Genomic DNA, 17,603 nt, shown 5'->3' with positions numbered 1-17,603 from the left:
GGGAAAGGAACTGGGGAGCACATGTCGCGAAAGACGAAGAAGCTCGAGAAGGAACTTCGCAGCCGGTCCGAGGATGCCGGAAAGGCCGCGCGCGAGTTCGCTGATCAGGGCAAGGACTGGGCCACACCGAAGGTCGAGGCTGCGATCGACTGGGCCGGTCCACGGGTGGAGAAGGCCTGGAAGGCCGGCGTCACCGCCACCGCCCCCAAGCTCGCCAGTGCAGCCGGCCGGACCCAGGGCGCGGTGGACGTGGCGCACGACAAACTCGTCGACGACGTCCTGCCCAAGGTGATCGCTGCCCTGGAGGACGCGGCAGCCGCGGCCAAGGCCGGGGCCGACGGCGCGCAGTCCCGGGTGCACAAGGCCGTGGGGAAGGCCGAGAAGGCGCTGAAGGAACAGGAGAAGGCCGCCAAGGGCGGGTCCAAGTGGGGCAAGACGCTGGGCTGGGTTCTGGTGGGTAGCGCCGTGGCCGGTGCCGGGGTGCTCATCTGGCGCCGCACCCAGCCGGTCGACGACCCGTGGGCCGAGGAGTACTGGGACGACGCCGTCGCGCCGGTCGCCGAGAAGCCGAACGTGGCCGCCGCAGCCGCCGAGAAGACCGAGGACCTGCGTGACACTGCGGCCGATGCTGCCAAGGAGGCCTCCCAGAAGGTCGAGGACGTCACCAAGGACATCAAGGACAGCGCGGACGAGAAGAAGGACTGACGACGGCGTAAGCCGGGCCGTCCCGGGCCCCGCCGCCACCCCCTGGGTGGCGGCGGGGCCTTCTTGTGTGCCGGTGATCACCCGCATCGATCCGGTAGCGGCCCGTGATGGAACAATGGGGCGGTGCCCATCTCACAGACTGCTCCCAGCACCGCCAGCCCCGCCGGAGTTCCGGCCCTGACCACCCGCCTGACCGATGCACTCGGCGCCGCGATCACGGCCGCCTACCCCGATCAGGCCGGCGCCGACCCGGTGGTCCGGCCCAGCGACCACGCCGACCTGCAGGCCAATGCCGCGCTCGCGCTGGCGAAGAAGGTGGGCGCCCGGCCTCGGGATGTGGCCGCCGCGGTGGTCGAGGCGCTGTCGGCGCCGGAACTGATCGAGCAGGTGGAGATCTCCGGCCCGGGTTTCCTGAACCTGCGCCTTTCCGATGAGGCGCTGTGGGAGCAGGTGCGCGCCCGAGCGGGCGACGACCGGCTCGGCGTACCGGCAACCGAGACCGGCCGGCGCACCGTGATCGACTACTCCGCACCCAACATCGCCAAGGAGATGCAGGTCCACCACCTGCGGTCCACCATCATCGGTGACGCCCTTGCCCGGGTGCTGGGCTTCCTGGGCTCCGATGTGGTGCCGCAGAATCACCTCGGCGACTGGGGCACCCAGTTCGGGATGCTGATCCAGTACATCGATGAACACCCCGAGGCCAACTGGCGGCTCAGCGACCTGGACCCCGGCCAGGACGGTCCGCAGGCCTCCCCGGTATCGGCCCTGGAGCAGTTGTACAAGAAGGCCCGGGCCGTCTTCGACGCCGACCCCGACTTCGCCGACCGCTCCCGCGCAAGGGTGGTCGCCCTGCAGGGCGGGGACCCGGGCACCGTGACGGTGTGGGAGGAGATCGTCAAGGAGTCCCAGCACTCCTTCGACGCGATCTACGAGCGCCTCGGGGTACGCCTGACCCCGGCCGATTCGGCCGGCGAATCCTCTTACAACGGTGTGCTCGGCGACGTGGCCCAGGAACTGGCCGACGCCGGGATCGCCGAGATATCCGACGGCGCCCTGGTGGTGCAGTCCGAGGAGGTCACCGGCGCCGACGACAGGCCCGCGGTGCTCATGGTGCGCAAGTCCGACGGTGGGTACGGCTACGACACCACCGACCTGGCCACGATCCGGCACCGGATCCGTAACCTGGGAGCCGACCGGATCCTGTACGTGGTCGGCGCCGAGCAGGGCCTGCACTTCCGGCTCATCTTCGAGGCCGCGCGCCGCGCCGGCTGGCTCACCCAGGATGTGGTGGCCGAGCATGTCCCGTTCGGTTCGGTGCTGGGTCCCGACGGCAAACGGTTCCGTACCCGGGAGGGCAAGACGGTGCGCCTGGTGGACCTGCTCGATGACGCCTCCGCAGCCGCCCTCAAGGTGGTGCGCGAGGGCGCCGAGGCCAAGGGAGAGCAGGTCGATGAGGCCGCGCTGGCCACCATCGCCGAGCAGGCCGGCATCGGTGCGGTGAAGTACGCCGACCTGTCCAACTCCCGGGTGAAGGACTACGTGTTCGACGCCGAACGGATGACGGCGTTCAACGGCAACACCGGGGTCTACCTGCAGTACGCCCACACTCGCCTGGCCTCCATCCTGCGGCGGGCCGCCGGGCGCGATCTGGCTGTGCCCGACGCCGCGCAGGTGGCGCTGGACGGTGCGCTGGAACCAGCGGAACGGGCACTGGTGCTGCGCCTGGACACCTTCGGCCAGGCCCTCACCGAGGTCGCCGCCGATCTGGAGCCGCACCGGCTGGCCGGGTATCTGTATGACCTGGCCCGGGTGTTCACCGACTTCTACGAGGCCTGCCCGGTGCTGGCCTCGGAGGGTGCGGTGCGCCAGCGCCGCCTGGTACTGGTGGACCTGACCCGCCGCACCCTCGCCACCGGGCTGGACCTGCTGGGCATCAGCGCCCCGGACCGGATGTAGCCCCGGGCGCGGGTCCGGCGTCCGGCTGACCTCGGTGGGTCAGGAGGCGGCGACGCCGAACCGCTTCGCGCTGCGCGCCCTGGCCTTGGCGGCCTCCACCTCGCGGTTCTTCGGCGGGGCGGAGGTGACCAGGTCAGCGAGCAGATGCTCGGTGACGTGGGCGATCTCGTCCACGGCACGCTCGAACACCTCGGCGTTGGCCTGGGAGGGCTTGGTCATCCCGGCGACCTTACGCACGTACTGCAGTGCGGCGGCGCGGACCTCGTCGTCGGTGGCGTGCGGCTCGAAGTTGTGCAGGGGCCGGATGTTGCGGCACATGCCCCCATGGTGCCACCGCCCGGCGCCCGAGCGGAAGGGTGAACTCGGGGATCTCCTGCCCTACCGGGGTGTGCGGTGTTTCGCCGTGGTGGGCCCGAGCCGCTACGGTCATAGGTATGCAGACGGCCACCTTGGGACGTACCGGACACGACGTGAGCATGATCGGGCTCGGCGCCTGGCAGATCGGCGATGCCTGGGGCACGGTGGCCGACGACGACGCCCGCCAGGTGGTCCGGGCGGCCACCGATGCAGGTGTCACCTTCATCGACACCGCCGACGTGTACGGCTCCGGACGTAGCGAGCGCTTCATCGGGGAGTACCTCGCCGGGGACCATCCTCCGGTGTTCGTGGCCACCAAGATGGGACGCCGGGTGGATCAACTCCCGGAGAACTACACCGAGGAGAACTTCCGCGCCTGGTTGAACGACTCCCGCTCGAACCTGGGCGTGGACCGGATCGACCTGGTCCAACTGCACTGCCCGCCCACCGCGGTGCTGGAGGATGACGACGTCTTCTCGGCCCTGGACGGGTTGGTCGAGGAAGGGCTGATCGCGTCCTACGGCGTGTCGGTGGAGACCACCGAGCAGGCACTGATCGCGATCGCCCGGCCGAATGTGGCGACGGTGCAGATCATCCTGAACTGCCTGCGCCTCAAGCCCCTGGAACGGGTGCTGCCCACCGCGCGCACGCGCGGGGTCGGGATCATCGCCCGGGTGCCGCTGGCATCCGGGTTGCTCTCGGGCCGCTTCGACGCCCGGACCACCTTCGCCGCCGACGACCACCGCAACTTCAACCGCCGCGGAGAAGCCTTCGACATCGGTGAGACCTTCGCCGGGGTGCCCTACGACGTCGGCCTCTCCGCAGTGGCCCACCTACGCGAACTGGTGCCGGAGGGCATGACCCTGTCCCAGTTCGCCCTGCGCTGGGTGATGGACCAGCCCGGGGTCTCCACCGTGATCCCGGGGGCCAGCACCCCCGACCAGGCCCGGGCGAACGCGGCGGTTGCGCAGATGCCCTCACTCACCGACGAGCACTTCGCCGGGGTGCGGCGCATCTACGACGACCTGGTCCGCCCGCACGTGCACCATCGCTGGTGACGCCGGGACCGCCGGCAGGACGCCAGCGCACGCGGCGGTGAGAGCGCTGCCGGCTCAGCGCCCGAGCGCATCACGGCGGCGGCGCAGTGCCGCCCGTTCCGCACCGTTGCGGATCCGCACGATCGCGGCGTCGTAGTAATCCCGCGCCTTCGCCGGCCGGCCGAGCATGGCCAGGACGTACCCGCAGACGGCGTAGTAGGGGGAGTAGCCATCCAGGTCGAGTTCCTGGAGGGCGCGCCAGGCAGCCGCCGGGTCGCCGGCCTCCGCGACCGCTACCGCCCGGTTCAGCCTCACGACGTGGGAGGGCCGAACCTGCAGCAGCGCGTCGTAGAGCAGGACCAGCTGGGCCCAGTCGGTGTCGGCGATGCTGGTGGCGCCGGCGTGTACCGCGTTGATCGCCGCCTGCAGGCGGTAGGGCCCCGCCGGCGCGTGCTGGGGAATCGCCCGCAGCAGTTCCAGCGCCTCCAACACCATCTGCTGGTCCCACCGGGCCCGGTCCTGGTCAGCCAGCAGCACCGCCTCTCCCTCGGGACCGATCCGCGCCGTGCGCCGGGACTGCAGCAACAACAACAGCGCGAGCAGTCCCACCGGTTCGTGCCCGCCAGGGGTCAGGTCCACCACCATGCGGGTCAGGCGCAGCGCCTGCGCACACAACTCGTCACGCCCCAGCCCGGGGCCCTCGGTGGCGACATAACCCTCGTTGTAGATCAGGTAGAGCACGTCCAGCACCACCACCCAGCGCTGCTCCAGGTCGGCTGCCTGCGGCACCTCATACGGGATCCCGGCGTCACGGATCTTGGCCTTGGCCCGGACCAGGCGCCGAGCCATCGCCGATTCGCTGACCAGGAACGCCCGGGCTATCTCCGCGGTTCGCATGCCGCCCAGTAGGCGCAGTGTGAGCGCAACCTGGGCGGGCCGGGACAGCGCGGGGTGGCAGCAGGTGAAGATCAGCCGGAGCAGGTCATCGCTGACCGCGCCGGGCGATGGTGCCGGCTCGGGTTCGTTCAACAGGGCGGCCTCGAGGTGTTTCCGCACGCGGTTGGCCTCCCGACGCATCTGGTCCACCGCCTTGCGCCGGGCGGTGGTGATGATCCAGCCCGCCGGGCTGGGCGGCACACCTTCACGGGGCCACCGCCGGCACGCGACGGTGAACGCCTCGGCCACCGCGTCCTCGGCGAGGGTGAGATCGCCGAGGACGCGGGTCAGAATCGAGACCGCGCGAGCGTGCTCCTCGCGAAAGGTCTGCTCGACGGCGTGGGTTCCGGGCACGGACATCGCGACCTCAGAGGTCGGAGATGGCCGCGATCGGTCGAACCTCGGTGGGCAGGGTGGTGGCCGTCGAGATCTTCTCGGCCCACCCCAGTGCCGTGTCAAGGTCGGGGGCACGCACTACCCAGAACCCGCCCACGTGTTCCTTGGACTCCACATAGGGGCCGTCGGTCAGGTCGACTCCGTTGGCGCCGGAGCGCACCACCGTGGCCACATCGGCAGGATGCAGTGCCGCCGTCATCACCCAGCCTCCCGCGTCAGTGATCTCGGCCTGGATCTGCCCGAGGCGGGCCATCACCTCATCGAGGACTCCCTGCTCGGGCGGGGGGCCGTCCGGTTGCATCAGGCTGATCAGGTAGGGCTTGTACTCTGTCATCGGATCCTCCGTGTAGGTCGCAGACCCCGGCCGGGTTACCGGTGTCTCACCACTGACACGAACGGCCCGGGCCGATCACGACGCTGGTGCCGGCACTCGTTGCCGCCTTCTCCGATCATCACCGGGACCGCCGGAGATGACAACCGGCTGCACGGCAGTGTTAGGTCGTGCTGAACACGCGCGACGAGAGGATTGCCGATGTGCACCGTTGAACCCACCGTGCTGGCCCGCACCTTCGGCCTGGTCGAGGTTCACGCCGATTCCCTGTCGCCATGGGCATGCGTGCACCGCGCCCGCACTGCCGATGGTCGCGACGTCGTCGTCAAGCGCACCGCCCCCTCAGCCCGGCGGGCCGAGGCGATGGCCGGCTGGACCCGTGCCTTGGTGCACGAGGGGGTGCCGGTGGTGACCCCGGTCGAACTCGCGCTGGCCAACCCGGCGCAGGTACAGGACGACTGGTGCGTGGTCTATCCGTTCGTCGCGGGCCGCGCCTATGCCGCGCAGGATTTGGGCGATGTGCGCGCCGCCGGCTCCCTGCTCGGACGGATCCACGCCACGCCCCTCGACACCTCGGTCCTCCAGGCGCTCCGACCCTACGCCTGGCCCGGGACCACGCGGGCGGAGGTGGAGGCGGACCTGGCCACCCTGGGCACACGGCTGCCGGCGATGCTCGGGCCGCGGGCCGGCGAGCACGCGCTGGGCGCCGTCACCGCACTCGCTGACCGGTGGTGGCAGGAGTCCTTCCCGATGTTGCGCAGCGCGGACGCTACGCTCCCGCGGGCGGGTGTGAGCAGCGACTTCAAGGCGGCGAACCTGATCTATGCCCCGCCGGTGCTGGTGGATCCGGACAATGGCGGGCTCGAACCCCGGCTGTTCGATCTGGCGATGGCGGTGGTGTTGTTCCACCACGAGTCCCCGAGTGCCCCCGGCCGCCTGTTCACCGAGACCGAGTGGCAGGCCTTCTACGCCGGCTACGCCGAGCACGTCACGCTGACCCCTGCGGAGCGGGACCTGTGGCCGGCCGCGCTGGACCACATGTTCTGGGAAGAGGGCACCTGGGTGCTGGAGGACAACGACGACGACGCCTGGGCGGATCCGCGCCAGGGCGCCTACCTGCGGGATCTGGCCACGATCAACCCGGCCAGATTCTCGTTGCCGCATTGACCTGGGATAGTGAATCTTCTGATGGACGATGCCGCCCTGCCAGACGACCGCGCCGGCTTCGGTGATCTCCTGGCCGCCGACCGGGAGCAGACGGTACGCCGGATCGCGGCGCTGACCCGGGATTTCACCTCGATCGTCGACAGTGCCCGGCTCAGTGCCACCGACGACGAGCACGACCCCGAGGGATCCACGATCGCGTTCGAGCGGTCCCAGACCACGGCGTTGCTCGACTCCGCCAACCGTCACCTGGCCGAGGTGGATGCCGCGTTGGCGAAACTGGCCGAGGGCACCTATGGACGCTGCGAGAACTGCGATGAACCCATCGCCAGGGAACGACTGCAGGCTCGCCCGGCGGTGCGCACGTGCATCACCTGCGCCTCCCGCCGCCGTTAGTCTCGAACACGTTCGCCAACCCGGCCGCAGTCCTTCCGCTCATGCGCGGCCCGCTCGTGCGGAGAGCACCTCCCGCGGCACAGTGACGGCCCGGCTGAGACGTAGGTGGCTTCCACCGATGCGAAGGTGCCACCACCTGCGCGAGCCTGACGAGACGGCAAGACCGGCGACCACCGGAGGAACTGAGCGTGTGCCCACCATCCCGAGGAGTTCACCATGTTGGCCGCGGTGAATGGTCTCCGGGCAACAAGTAGACGGAAGGTTCACCATGATCACGCAAAGATCACGAGGCGCCATCATCACCGGTGCGGGAAGCGCCCAGGGGATCGGGTTCGCGGCAGCCCGCCTTCTCGGCGCCGGCGGATGTCGCGTGGTGATCACATCAACAACGGATCGCATCTTCGAACGCGTCGCAGAGTTGCGCGCCGCCGGAATTCGAGCGGAAGGGGTGGTCGCCGACCTCACTGATCAGGCCGGTGTGGACGCCGTTGTCGCGTGCGCATGGGACTCGTTCGGGGGCGTGGACATCCTCGTCAACAACGCCGGGATGACTTCCGTGTCCGACTCGTACGCTTCCGGCTCGATCGACGGACTGTCTCGCGACCACTGGCATGCTTCACTCGATCGAAACCTGACCACGTCGTTCCTGATGACCCGGGCGGTGGCGGGCCTGATGCAGGCCGCCGGCTACGGCCGCATCGTCAACGTGTCATCGGTATCGGGGCCTGTCGCTGCCTACGCCGGCGACGTTGCCTACCACGCAGCGAAGGCCGGCGTCGTCGGACTGACGCGCGCGACGGCGATCGACGCGGCCGCGGCGGGCATCACGGTGAACGCGGTCGCCCCGGGGTGGATCGACACTGCATCCGCCTCCGATTACGAGCGGGAGATGGGCGCGGCCACCCCCGTCGGCAGGTCCGGCACCGCAGACGAGGTAGCGTACGCAATCGCGTTCCTCGCCGGTGAAGGCGCGTCATACATCACAGGTCAACTCCTCACGGTTGACGGAGCGAACTCCGTCAGCGAAGAGCGCGGGCGCTGAAGCCCCCTGGTTGCGCCCCGTAAGTGGGAATAGCGGGCGCATGTTCCGGTGTATTCCGCCCCTGCGCGGTATCTGTGTATCGGCACCGTGACACCGTCATACGTCACGGCTCTGTGACAATGCCGGATGATCCGGCCTTGCCATGGCTGCACACTAGGCGTTACCCGGCCGGTTCTCGCCACCCGCCCGCGCACTACAATCGTTGCAATCATGCGGTAAATGGTGGAGCCAGCGGGACTCGAACCCGCAACCCCCTGCTTGCAAAGCAGGTGCGCTACCAATTGCGCCATGGCCCCGTGTGCAGTGGTGGAGCGTCAGTTGTTCCGCGTCGGCACCGGATCGGTGACCTCGTGCCACATCTCCCGGCCGGAGCGCTGCTCCTCGAGCCGACGCCAGACGAGGACGCCGCCGATGGCCGTCACGAGGAACAGAAGCGTCTTCCTCATCGTCCTCACCTTCCGTTCGGTTCGATGGTGGGCCTAGCTGGACTCGAACCAGCGACCTCTTCCTTATCAGGGAAGCGCTCTAACCGTCTGAGCTATAGGCCCGTGGCAACGTCCACGAACTACAGGTGTGGACGCCGACCGAGACTACCCCAGGGGCACCTGCCGGACCAAAACGGAACCGGTGCGAGCCTGATCACACTGTCCGCCCGAGGGCGGATGTGTGGGGCGGTAGGTGTCGCGGTGACGGCCAGGATCAGTCGTCGGTGAGGGTGAGGTGCAGGCCCCCGACCATAGCGGCGACGATGTTGTAGATGAATGCGCCCAGGGTGGCCAGCGCGGTGAGCAGGGCGATGTCCACGATGGCGATCACGGTGGCCACCGACATCACCCGGGAGAACTCCAGATACTCCAGCAGCGGCCCGAACTGGGCCATCGCCTCGGCCTCCTCCAGAAGTCCGCGCATCTGGGCGAAGACCTCCATCTGGTTCAGCACCCACCAGATCACGGCAGTGGCGATGACGATCCCGATGCCGATCGCGATCGACATCAGGAAGGCCAGTTTCATCACCGACCACGGATCCACCCGGGACACCGCCAGGCGCACCCGGCGCGGTCCGCCTCCCCGCCCGGCGGGACGGGCGGTACGAGCACCGGGATCGCGTGGCCGTGAACCCTGGGGCCGACTCGTCGAACCAGCCGACGTCGCCGTGTTGGGTCGGCTGCTGGAGCCACCCTGCACCTTCGCCGTCGCGGTGTGCGGGAAGGCGGTGGTGCGAACCGGACCGGTCGTGGTCCCGCTACTGTCGCTCATCAGTGTCCTTCTTCCGCGTTCTCACCGGCCGAGGTCGCGTCCCCGTCCGCGGTGCTACCCGAAGACGGTACGCCATCAGCGCCGCTCTGTGCAGCGTCGGTTTGCGCCGCGCCGGATTCTGAATCGGCGGGCCCGGGCCCCGCGTCCGCGTCGTCGGCGTCCTCCGGTACGACCTCCCCGGCCACCTCGGCAGCCAGTTCGAGGTTCAGGGCCATGCCGATGATCCGGTCGCCGGCGTCGGGCTTGGCGAAGGTGACACCCTGGGTGGTGCGGCCGGTGCGGGAGACCTCACCCACGGCCGAACGCACGATCTTGCCGCGCTCCATGATCAGCAGCACCTCGTCGTCGGCCGCGGTGATCAGCGCCCCGACCAGGTCACCACGGGCCTCGACCAGGTTGGCGACCTTGATGCCCAGGCCCCCACGGCCCTGCACCCGGTACTCGCGCAGCGCCGTGCGCTTGGCGAATCCGCCCTCGGTGACCACGAACAGGTCATCGTCCTCATCGCGCACCACCACCATGGACAGCAACGAGTCGTCCTCGCGGAACTTCATCCCGGTCACCCCGGACGTGGCCCGCCCGGTCGGGCGCAGTGCCGCATCGGTCGCGGCGAACCGCAGCGACTGACCCTTGCGGGAGACCAGCATCAGGTCCTCATCGGCGTCGACCAGGCGCGCCGAGACCACCTCATCGGGCCCGTCGCCGTTGTCGCGCAGATTGATCGCGATGACGCCGCCGGTGCGGGAGGAGTCGTAATCACCCAGGCGGGTCTTCTTCACCAGACCACGCTTGGTGGCCAGCACCAGGTAGTCGGCCTGGTCGTAGTCGGTCATGTCGAGCACCTGGGCGATGGTCTCATCGGGCTGCAGCGCCAGCATGTTCGCCACGTGTTGGCCCTTGGCGTCGCGGCCACCCTCGGGCACCTCATAGCCCTTGACCCGGTACACCCGCCCCAGCGTGGTGAAGAACAGCAACCAGTGGTGGGTGGTGGTGACGAAGAAGTGCTCCACCACATCATCACCACGCAACTGCGCCCCGCGCACACCCTTCCCACCCCGGTGCTGGGTGCGGTAGGCATCGGTGCGGGTCCGCTTGGCGTACCCGCCGCGGGTGATCGTCACGACCACCTCTTCCTCCGGGATGAGGTCCTCGATGGACAGATCGCCGTCGAAGGGCAGGATGTGGGAGCGGCGTTCGTCGCCGTACTTGTCCACCACTTCGGCGAGCTCATCGCCCACGATGCTGCGCTGGCGCTGCGGTGAGGCCAGGATGTCCTGGTAGTCGGCGATCTCGCGCTCCAGGGCGGCGTGCTCATCCAGGATCTTCTGACGCTCCAGGGCCGCCAGGCGGCGCAACTGCATCTCCAGGATGGCGTTGGACTGCACCTGATCGATGTCGAGCATCTCCATCAGCCCGGTGCGTGCGGCGTCCACCGTGCGCGAGGCACGGATCAGCGCGATCACCTCATCGAGTGCGTCCAGCGCCTTGATCAACCCGCGCAGGATGTGGATGCGCTCCTCCGCGCGCCGCAGCAGCCACCGGGTACGCCGCACGATCACGTCGAGCTGGTGGTCCACCCAGTGCCGCACGAACGCGTCCAGGCTCAGGGTGCGCGGCACATCGTCGACGAGGGCGAGCATGTTCGCCCCGAACGTGGTCTGCAACTGGGTGTGCTTGTAGAGGTTGTTCAGCACCACCTTGGCTACAGCGTCCCGCTTGAGCACGATCACCAGGCGCTGCCCGGCGCGCCCGGAGGTCTCATCGCGGATGTCGGCCACGCCCTGGATCCGGCCGTCGCGGATCAGGTCGGCGATCTTGGCGGCCAGCGTGTCGGGGTTGACCTGGTAGGGCAACTCGCTGACCACCAGGCAGGTGCGCCCCTGGAGCTCCTCCACCTCGACCACCGCGCGCATGATGATCGAGCCGCGACCGGTGCGGTAGGCGTCCTCGATGCCGCGCAGACCCAGGATCTGCGCGCCGGTGGGAAAGTCCGGGCCCTTGATCCGCGCCAACAGAGCATCCAGGAGTTCCTCGGCGCTGGCCTCGGGATTCTCCAGCAGCCACTGCACCCCGGAGGCGACCTCGCGCAGGTTGTGCGGGGGAATGTTGGTGGCCATCCCCACCGCGATCCCGGCCGACCCGTTCACCAGCAGGTTCGGGAACCGGGCCGGCAATACCAGCGGTTCCTGGGTGCGGCCGTCGTAGTTGTCCCCGAAGTCCACCGTGCCCTTGTCGATGTCGCGCACCATCTCCATGGCCAGCGGGGCCATCCGGCACTCGGTGTACCGGGGTGCGGCAGCTCCGTCGTCACCGGGGGAGCCGAAGTTCCCCTGCCCGGCCACCAGCGGGTAGCGCATCGACCAGGGCTGCACCAAGCGCACCAGGGCGTCGTAGATCGCCGAGTCACCGTGGGGGTGGAACTGGCCCATCACGTCCCCGACCACCCGCGAGCACTTGGAGTAGCCCGAGTCGGGGCGGTAGCCGCCGTCGTACATGGCGTACAGCACCCGGCGGTGCACCGGCTTGAGGCCGTCCCGCACGCTGGGTAGCGCCCGGCCCACGATCACGCTCATCGCGTAGTCGAGGTAGGAGCGCTGCATCTCCAGTTGCAGGTCCACCTGGTCGATGCGGTCAGTGGTCGGGATGTGTTCGCTCACTCGGGTCCTTAACTCGGCAGGTCAGAAGAAGGCAGGGGCTGCGCGCGCCGCTCAGATGTCCAGGAAGCGCACGTCGCGGGCGTTGCGCTGGATGAACGAGCGGCGCGACTCCACGTCCTCACCCATCAGGATGGAGAAGATCTCATCGGCCGCCGCGGCCTCCCCGATGGTCACCTGCCGCAGGGTGCGGCTGTCGGGGTTCATCGTGGTCTCCCACAGTTCCCGGTAGTTCATCTCACCAAGGCCCTTGTACCGCTGGATGCCGGCGTCCTTGGGCAGGCGCCAGTTCTTCGCTTGGCCCTCAACCAGCAGGACGTCGCGTTCCTTGTCGGAGTAGACGTACTGGTGCTCGGCGTTGGTCCACTTCAGCCGGTACAGCGGTGGCTGTGCCAGGTACACGTACCCGTGCTCCAGCAGCGGCCGCATGTACCGGAACAACAAGGTCAGCAGCAGGGTGGCGATGTGCTGGCCGTCCACATCGGCGTCGGCCATCAGCACGATCTTGTGATAGCGCAGCTTGGCCAGGTCGAAGTCCTCACCGATGCCGGTACCGAACGCGGTGATCAGCGCCTGCACCTCCTGGTTCGCCAGGGCCTTGTCGATGCGGGCCTTCTCCACGTTCAGGATCTTGCCGCGGATCGGCAGGATCGCCTGGGTCTCGGGGTTACGTCCCTGCACCGCCGAGCCACCGGCGGAGTCACCCTCGACGATGAAGATCTCCGAGATCGAGGCATCGCGGCTGGAACAGTCCTTGAGCTTGCCCGGCAGGCCCCCGCCCTCGAGCAGGCCCTTGCGCCGGGTGGCCTCGCGGGCCTTGCGGGCGGCCATCCGGGCGGCGGCGGCCTGAATCGCCTTGCGGATCACGTCCCGGGACTCGTTCGGATGGGACTCCAGCCAGTTGCCCAGTTCGTCGAAAACCACCTTCTGGGTGAAGGTGCGGGCCTCGGTGTTGCCGAGCTTGGTCTTGGTCTGCCCCTCGAACTGTGGCTCTCCGAGCTTGATCGAGATGACCGCGGTCAGTCCCTCACGGATGTCCTCGCCGGTGAGGTTCTCGTCCTTCTCCTTGAGCAGGTTCTTCTCCCGTGCGTACCGGTTCACCAGTGTGGTCAGGGCCGACCGGAACCCTTCCTCGTGGGTCCCGCCCTCGGAGGTGTTGATCATGTTGGCGTAGGTGTGCACGCTCTCGGAGTACGCACCGGTCCACTGCATCGCGATGTCCAGGGAGATCACCCGGTCGGGATCCTCGGACTCGAAGGAGATCACCTCGGGGTGGATCATGTCGGCGCGCTTGGCACTGGTGAGGTGCTTGACGTAGTCCACCAGGCCACCGTCGTACTTGTAGGCCACCGAACGGGTGCGTTCCTCCCCCTCGGCCGGCTGGTGCGCATCGCCGGCGACCTCATCCTCGACGTCCGTCTCCCGGTCATCGCGCAGCGTCAGCCCCAGGCCCTTGTTCAGGAAGGCCGTCTGCTGGAACCGGGACCTCAGTGTCTCGAAGTCGAACTCGGTGGTCTCGAAGATCTCCCCGTCCGCCCAGAACGTCACGGTGGTGCCGTGCTCGTCGGTGGCCTCACCCTTGGCCAGGTCGCCCTCGGGCACACCCTGGTGGTAGCGCTGCCGCCAGACGTGCCCCTGGCGGCGCACCTCCACCTCCAGCCGGGCGGACAGGGCGTTGACCACCGAGACACCCACGCCGTGCAAACCACCGGAGACCGCGTACCCGCCGCCGCCGAACTTGCCTCCGGCGTGCAGGACGGTCAGCACCACCTCCACGGCCGGCCGTCCCTCCCCCGACATGACGTCCACGGGGATGCCACGGCCGTTGTCGCGCACCCGGATCCCGCCGTCGGCCAGGATGGTGATGTCGATCTGGTCGCAGTACCCCGCCATCGCCTCGTCGACGGAGTTGTCCACCACCTCATACACCAGGTGGTGCAACCCGCGCTCGCCGGTGGAACCGACGTACATCCCGGGGCGCTTGCGGACCGCTTCCAGGCCCTCCAGGACGGTGATGTTGGCTGCGCCGTAATCGGAGCCTGCCGGGTTGGAGGTGTCCTGCGGGGGAACAACGTTCTCGGGTTCCGGCACGCTCGTCTGATCAGCCACTCGTCCTGGCGCTCCTCGTCACATCTGGCGTCCGCACCATACGACTGCACGTCGTAGGTCAGCCACGGCATCGCGCCGTGAATGAGGGCATTTCCACCCCTGGGACAGGTCGCTCGATTCTATCGCGGATCGGCGTCGAACTCGACTATCCACAGACCTTATCCACAGGGAGTTGCCGGGATGTGGTGGTCTTCACCCCCCGGGCGCACGACCGAGCCCGGAAAGCGCGCTCCACACGCCCGGGAGGCGGGTTCAGCCGTAGGTGTCCCGCGGCCCACGACCGCGCACGTTCCGCGGTCCCTTGCGCCACGTAGGGCCTCCGGGACCGAGCACCTGGATGGAGGTCACGACGCCTTCCCCGACCTCCTCGGCGAGGCGGCGCTCGAGTTGGGGCAGCAGCAACCGGATCTGGGTGGCCCAGGCGGTGGAGTCGGCGCGCACCACCAGATCGCCGTCGATGAAGGTCTCCGGAGTGCACCGCTGCGCGATCTGTTCACCGACCACGTCCGGCCACCGTCCGATCACCCCACCGATGGAGAGCGGTTGGCTCCATCCCAGCGTGCGGCTCAGGTCTGCGGTGGTCTCACCCAGGAGCTGCGGGTCGCGTGCCGCACCCGGGGAACCCGCAGCGGCGTTGCGGCCCGCGTCCAGCGGACGACGACGGCGTCCCGGGCTGCCCGGTCGCAGTCCCTTGGCACGGGCTGCTTCGCGCGCCTGCGCCAGCGCGATCCGCGGAGCGTCGTCCACGTCCGGGGCGGGGCCGGCACCGGTGGCTGCCTGGTCCGCGACGCGTCGATCCTGGGCGGGCCGGCCCTCGGCGTCTGGATCCTCAGCGGACACGGGTCAGTGTCCCATCGGCCACGTCCACCCGGGCACCGGCCAGTTCCTCGGGTATGTCGCCGGCCACGGCAGCGGTGATCAGCACCTGCTGGGCCCCGGCCACCATTCCGGCCAACCGGGAACGTCGGCCGGTATCGAGTTCGGCGAACACGTCGTCGAGGATGAGTACCGGCTCGCCATCCGCCTCGAAGGTGTCCTCGGTGCGCAGCAGTTCGTAGCAGGCCAGGCGCAGCGCCAGAGCCAGGGACCAGGACTCGCCGTGGCTGGCGTAGCCCTTGGCGGGCAGACCGCCGATGGCCAGCGTCAGGTCGTCCCGGTGCGGGCCCACCAGGCTCACGCCGCGCTCGATCTCCCGCGTGCGCAACCGGGACATCGCCTCCACCAGCCGCGCCTGGACCAGCGTCGTGTCGGTGAGTTCGGCCTCGGTATCGCTGTCATCGGTGGCGGGCTGCGCCTGGTCGGGACTGTGCTCGACCATACTGGAGCGGTACCCGATCACAGCCGGGCCGGCCCCACCGGAGACGTTGTCATAGGCACTGGCCACGTGCTCGCGCAGGTCACGGATGGCACGCACCCTGGCCGACACCAGCGCCGCGCCACCGGCGGCGGCCTTCTCGTCCCACACATCCAGGGTGCGCAGGTCCCCGCCCCCTCCGGAGCGACGCGCCGCACCGGCGGACTTCAGCAGTGCGTTGCGCTGGCGAATCACCCGGTCGTAATCGCTGCGCACGGCGGCGATTTTGGGATCACGCTGGATCAGAAGGTCATCGAGAAAGCGGCGCCGTCCGTCCGGATCGCCCTTCACCAGGGCCAGGTCCTCCGGGGCGAACAGCACGGTCCGTAGGTGGCCGAGCAACTCGCGCACCCGCTGCACGGGCGAGCGGTTGATCCGACCGCGGTTGGCCTTGCCCGACACGATCTCCAGTTCCAGCACCCGTGGCCTGGTGTCGCGGACGATCTTGGCCGCCACGACGGCTCGCTCGGCGCCGGCACGCACCAGGGCCTGGTCCCCGGCCACCCGGTGGGAGGAGAACGTGGCCAGGTACCCCAGGGACTCGATCACGTTGGTCTTGCCCTGCCCGTTGCTCCCGACCAGCGCCGTGATGCCCTCCTCCAGGGACAGCACCACCTGGGAGTAGGAGCGGAAGTCGGTCAGGGCCAGATCGGAGACGTACATTACCCAGCCACTGTAGATCGCCGCCGCCGGTGCCTCACTCCGCGCCCGCGGTCGCGGTCGGGACCTGCACGCCCGGAATCAGCCTGCGAAGCGGATCGGCACCAGCAGATAGCGGAACTCCTCTGCGTGGTCCTCGCCGTGCTGCTCGTCCTGACCAGTCATCAGGACCGGCTTGGTGGGATGGTTCAACGACAACCGCACGTACTCGGTCCCCAGCGCGCCCAACCCGTCCAGCAGGTACTGCGGGTTGAACGCGGTGGTGATGTCCTCACCCTCCAGCACCGACTCGAGCGCCTCGGAGGCTTGCGCGTCGTCGCCCTGCCCGGCCTCGAGCACCACCTGGCCCTCGGAGAAGGACAGCCGGATCGGGGTATTCCGCTCGGCGACGAGGGCCACGCGCTTGGTCGCCTCGATCAGCTCGGCGGTGTTGGTGACCGTGGTGGTGCTGGTGGACTCCGGGAACAGCCTGCGCACCGGCGGGTACTCCCCGTCCACCAGCAGGCTTGTGGTGCGCCGGCCGCCGGCCTCGAATCCCACGATGTCGGAACCCTCGCCCAGGGAGACGTCGACCGAGCCGCCGCCGGCCATGTTCCGTGCCACGTCGGACAGGGTCCGGGCCCGCACCAGGGCGACCTGCTCGGCCGAGGGGCTGGAGGGGGACCAGGTCAGCTGCCGCATCGCCAGCCGGTACCGGTCGGTGGCCAGCAGCGTGAGTTTCTCGCCCTCGATCTCCATCCGCACCCCGGTGAGTAGTGGCAGCGTCTCATCACGACCCGCGGCGATGGTGACCTGGTTGATCGCCTGGGCGAACGCGGCGCCATCGATGCTTCCGAGTCGTTCGGGCATCTGTGGCAGTTCCGGGTACTCGCCGGTGGGCATCGTCAGCAACGTGAACCGGGCGGATCCGCAGCGCAGTTCCACCTTGGACTCATCCACCTGCACGTCGATCGGCTTGTTCGGAAGCGACCGGGAGATCTCCGCGAGGAGACGGCCCAGCACCAGCACAGATCCGGGTTCACTCACCTCGGCGGGCACCTCGGCCCGGGCCGAGACCTCGTAATCGAAGGTGGACAGCCGCAGCGAGCCCTGGGCATCGGCCTCGAGCATCACCCCGGCCAGCACCGGGACCGGGGGCCGGGTGGGCAAGGTTCGTGCGGTCCAGGTGACGGCTTCGGCCAGGACATCTCGCTCGACCCTGAACTTCACGATGTCGGCCCTCCTGAGCGGGAATTGGGTTCGGGCC

Annotated in this window: 16 protein-coding genes and 2 tRNA genes; 6 read left to right on the top strand and 12 right to left on the bottom strand. The window is 69.0% G+C overall.

Features of this window, described 5'->3' with window-relative positions; translation table 11 throughout:
• The first annotated feature begins 21 nt into the window (after window positions 1-21).
• Both ACPL7H_RS02775 and argS read left to right on the top strand, forming a co-directional pair.
• Window positions 22-705 carry a hypothetical protein gene (locus tag ACPL7H_RS02775; protein ID WP_424787251.1) on the top strand — a complete coding sequence of 228 codons (684 nt, stop codon included), beginning with the start codon at window positions 22-24 and terminating at the stop codon, window positions 703-705.
• Between the two features lie 123 nt (window positions 706-828).
• On the top strand, window positions 829-2,664 hold the full coding sequence (gene argS, locus ACPL7H_RS02770; protein ID WP_424787252.1) for an arginine--tRNA ligase: 1,836 nt from the start codon (window positions 829-831) through the stop codon (window positions 2,662-2,664).
• A 39-nt stretch (window positions 2,665-2,703) separates the two neighbouring features.
• Here the strand turns inward: argS and ACPL7H_RS02765 are convergent, their stop codons facing one another.
• Entirely contained in the window at window positions 2,704-2,982 is a 279-nt protein-coding gene (locus ACPL7H_RS02765; RefSeq protein ID WP_424795597.1) for a DUF2277 domain-containing protein, read from the bottom strand.
• A gap of 116 nt (window positions 2,983-3,098) precedes the next feature.
• Between ACPL7H_RS02765 and ACPL7H_RS02760 the strand changes: the two genes are divergently transcribed.
• A complete protein-coding gene (locus ACPL7H_RS02760; RefSeq protein ID WP_424795596.1) occupies window positions 3,099-4,079 on the top strand; it encodes an aldo/keto reductase in 981 nt (326 codons plus the stop codon).
• A gap of 54 nt (window positions 4,080-4,133) precedes the next feature.
• On the opposite strand, the gene ACPL7H_RS02755 is transcribed toward ACPL7H_RS02760, so the two are convergent.
• Together ACPL7H_RS02755 and ACPL7H_RS02750 are read right to left on the bottom strand one after the other, a co-directional pair.
• Window positions 4,134-5,354: an RNA polymerase sigma factor gene (locus ACPL7H_RS02755; protein ID WP_424795595.1), complete on the bottom strand. Its 1,221-nt coding sequence runs from the start codon at window positions 5,352-5,354 to the stop codon at window positions 4,134-4,136.
• A 7-nt stretch (window positions 5,355-5,361) separates the two neighbouring features.
• Window positions 5,362-5,724, bottom strand: coding sequence for a YciI family protein (locus tag ACPL7H_RS02750; RefSeq protein ID WP_424795594.1), 363 nt, complete (start codon window positions 5,722-5,724; stop codon window positions 5,362-5,364).
• 198 nt (window positions 5,725-5,922) lie between these two features.
• On the opposite strand from ACPL7H_RS02750, the gene ACPL7H_RS02745 reads away from it, so the two are divergent.
• From ACPL7H_RS02745 to ACPL7H_RS02735, 3 genes are all read left to right on the top strand, one after another.
• On the top strand, window positions 5,923-6,888 hold the full coding sequence (locus tag ACPL7H_RS02745) for a phosphotransferase enzyme family protein (RefSeq protein ID WP_424795593.1): 966 nt from the start codon (window positions 5,923-5,925) through the stop codon (window positions 6,886-6,888).
• 21 nt (window positions 6,889-6,909) lie between these two features.
• Window positions 6,910-7,281, top strand: a complete 372-nt coding sequence (locus ACPL7H_RS02740) for a TraR/DksA family transcriptional regulator (RefSeq protein WP_424795592.1) — start codon at window positions 6,910-6,912, stop codon at window positions 7,279-7,281.
• 232 nt (window positions 7,282-7,513) lie between these two features.
• Complete coding sequence (locus tag ACPL7H_RS02735) at window positions 7,514-8,323, top strand: SDR family NAD(P)-dependent oxidoreductase (protein WP_424795591.1); 810 nt, start codon at window positions 7,514-7,516, stop codon at window positions 8,321-8,323.
• A 220-nt stretch (window positions 8,324-8,543) separates the two neighbouring features.
• On the opposite strand, the gene ACPL7H_RS02730 is transcribed toward ACPL7H_RS02735, so the two are convergent.
• From ACPL7H_RS02730 to dnaN, 9 genes are all read right to left on the bottom strand, one after another.
• Window positions 8,544-8,619 (bottom strand) — tRNA-Ala (locus tag ACPL7H_RS02730).
• Window positions 8,620-8,637: 18 nt separating this feature from the next.
• Window positions 8,638-8,769 (bottom strand): DLW-39 family protein, encoded by a 132-nt coding sequence (locus ACPL7H_RS02725; RefSeq protein WP_424787260.1) that lies wholly within the window; start codon window positions 8,767-8,769, stop codon window positions 8,638-8,640.
• 25 nt (window positions 8,770-8,794) lie between these two features.
• A tRNA-Ile gene (locus ACPL7H_RS02720) sits at window positions 8,795-8,871 on the bottom strand.
• Window positions 8,872-9,022: 151 nt separating this feature from the next.
• Complete coding sequence (locus ACPL7H_RS02715; RefSeq protein WP_424795590.1) at window positions 9,023-9,580, bottom strand: DUF3566 domain-containing protein; 558 nt, start codon at window positions 9,578-9,580, stop codon at window positions 9,023-9,025.
• Entirely contained in the window at window positions 9,580-12,180 is a 2,601-nt protein-coding gene (gyrA, locus tag ACPL7H_RS02710) for a DNA gyrase subunit A (protein WP_424795790.1), read from the bottom strand. The genes ACPL7H_RS02715 and gyrA overlap by 1 nt, the downstream gene beginning before the upstream one ends.
• A gap of 108 nt (window positions 12,181-12,288) precedes the next feature.
• Window positions 12,289-14,325: a DNA topoisomerase (ATP-hydrolyzing) subunit B gene (gene gyrB / locus ACPL7H_RS02705; protein WP_424795789.1), complete on the bottom strand. Its 2,037-nt coding sequence runs from the start codon at window positions 14,323-14,325 to the stop codon at window positions 12,289-12,291.
• A gap of 270 nt (window positions 14,326-14,595) precedes the next feature.
• A complete protein-coding gene (locus tag ACPL7H_RS02700; protein ID WP_424787262.1) occupies window positions 14,596-15,183 on the bottom strand; it encodes a DUF721 domain-containing protein in 588 nt (195 codons plus the stop codon).
• Entirely contained in the window at window positions 15,173-16,360 is a 1,188-nt protein-coding gene (gene recF, locus ACPL7H_RS02695) for a DNA replication/repair protein RecF (RefSeq protein ID WP_424795589.1), read from the bottom strand. The genes ACPL7H_RS02700 and recF overlap by 11 nt, the downstream gene beginning before the upstream one ends.
• A 78-nt stretch (window positions 16,361-16,438) precedes the next feature.
• Window positions 16,439-17,566 (bottom strand): DNA polymerase III subunit beta, encoded by a 1,128-nt coding sequence (dnaN, locus tag ACPL7H_RS02690; protein ID WP_424787264.1) that lies wholly within the window; start codon window positions 17,564-17,566, stop codon window positions 16,439-16,441.
• Window positions 17,567-17,603: the final 37 nt, after the last annotated feature.

Source organism: Pseudactinotalea sp. Z1732, assembly GCF_049724975.1.
Lineage (GTDB): Bacteria > Actinomycetota > Actinomycetes > Actinomycetales > Beutenbergiaceae > CALKWS01.
This window is presented reverse-complemented; position numbering and strand designations above follow the sequence as displayed.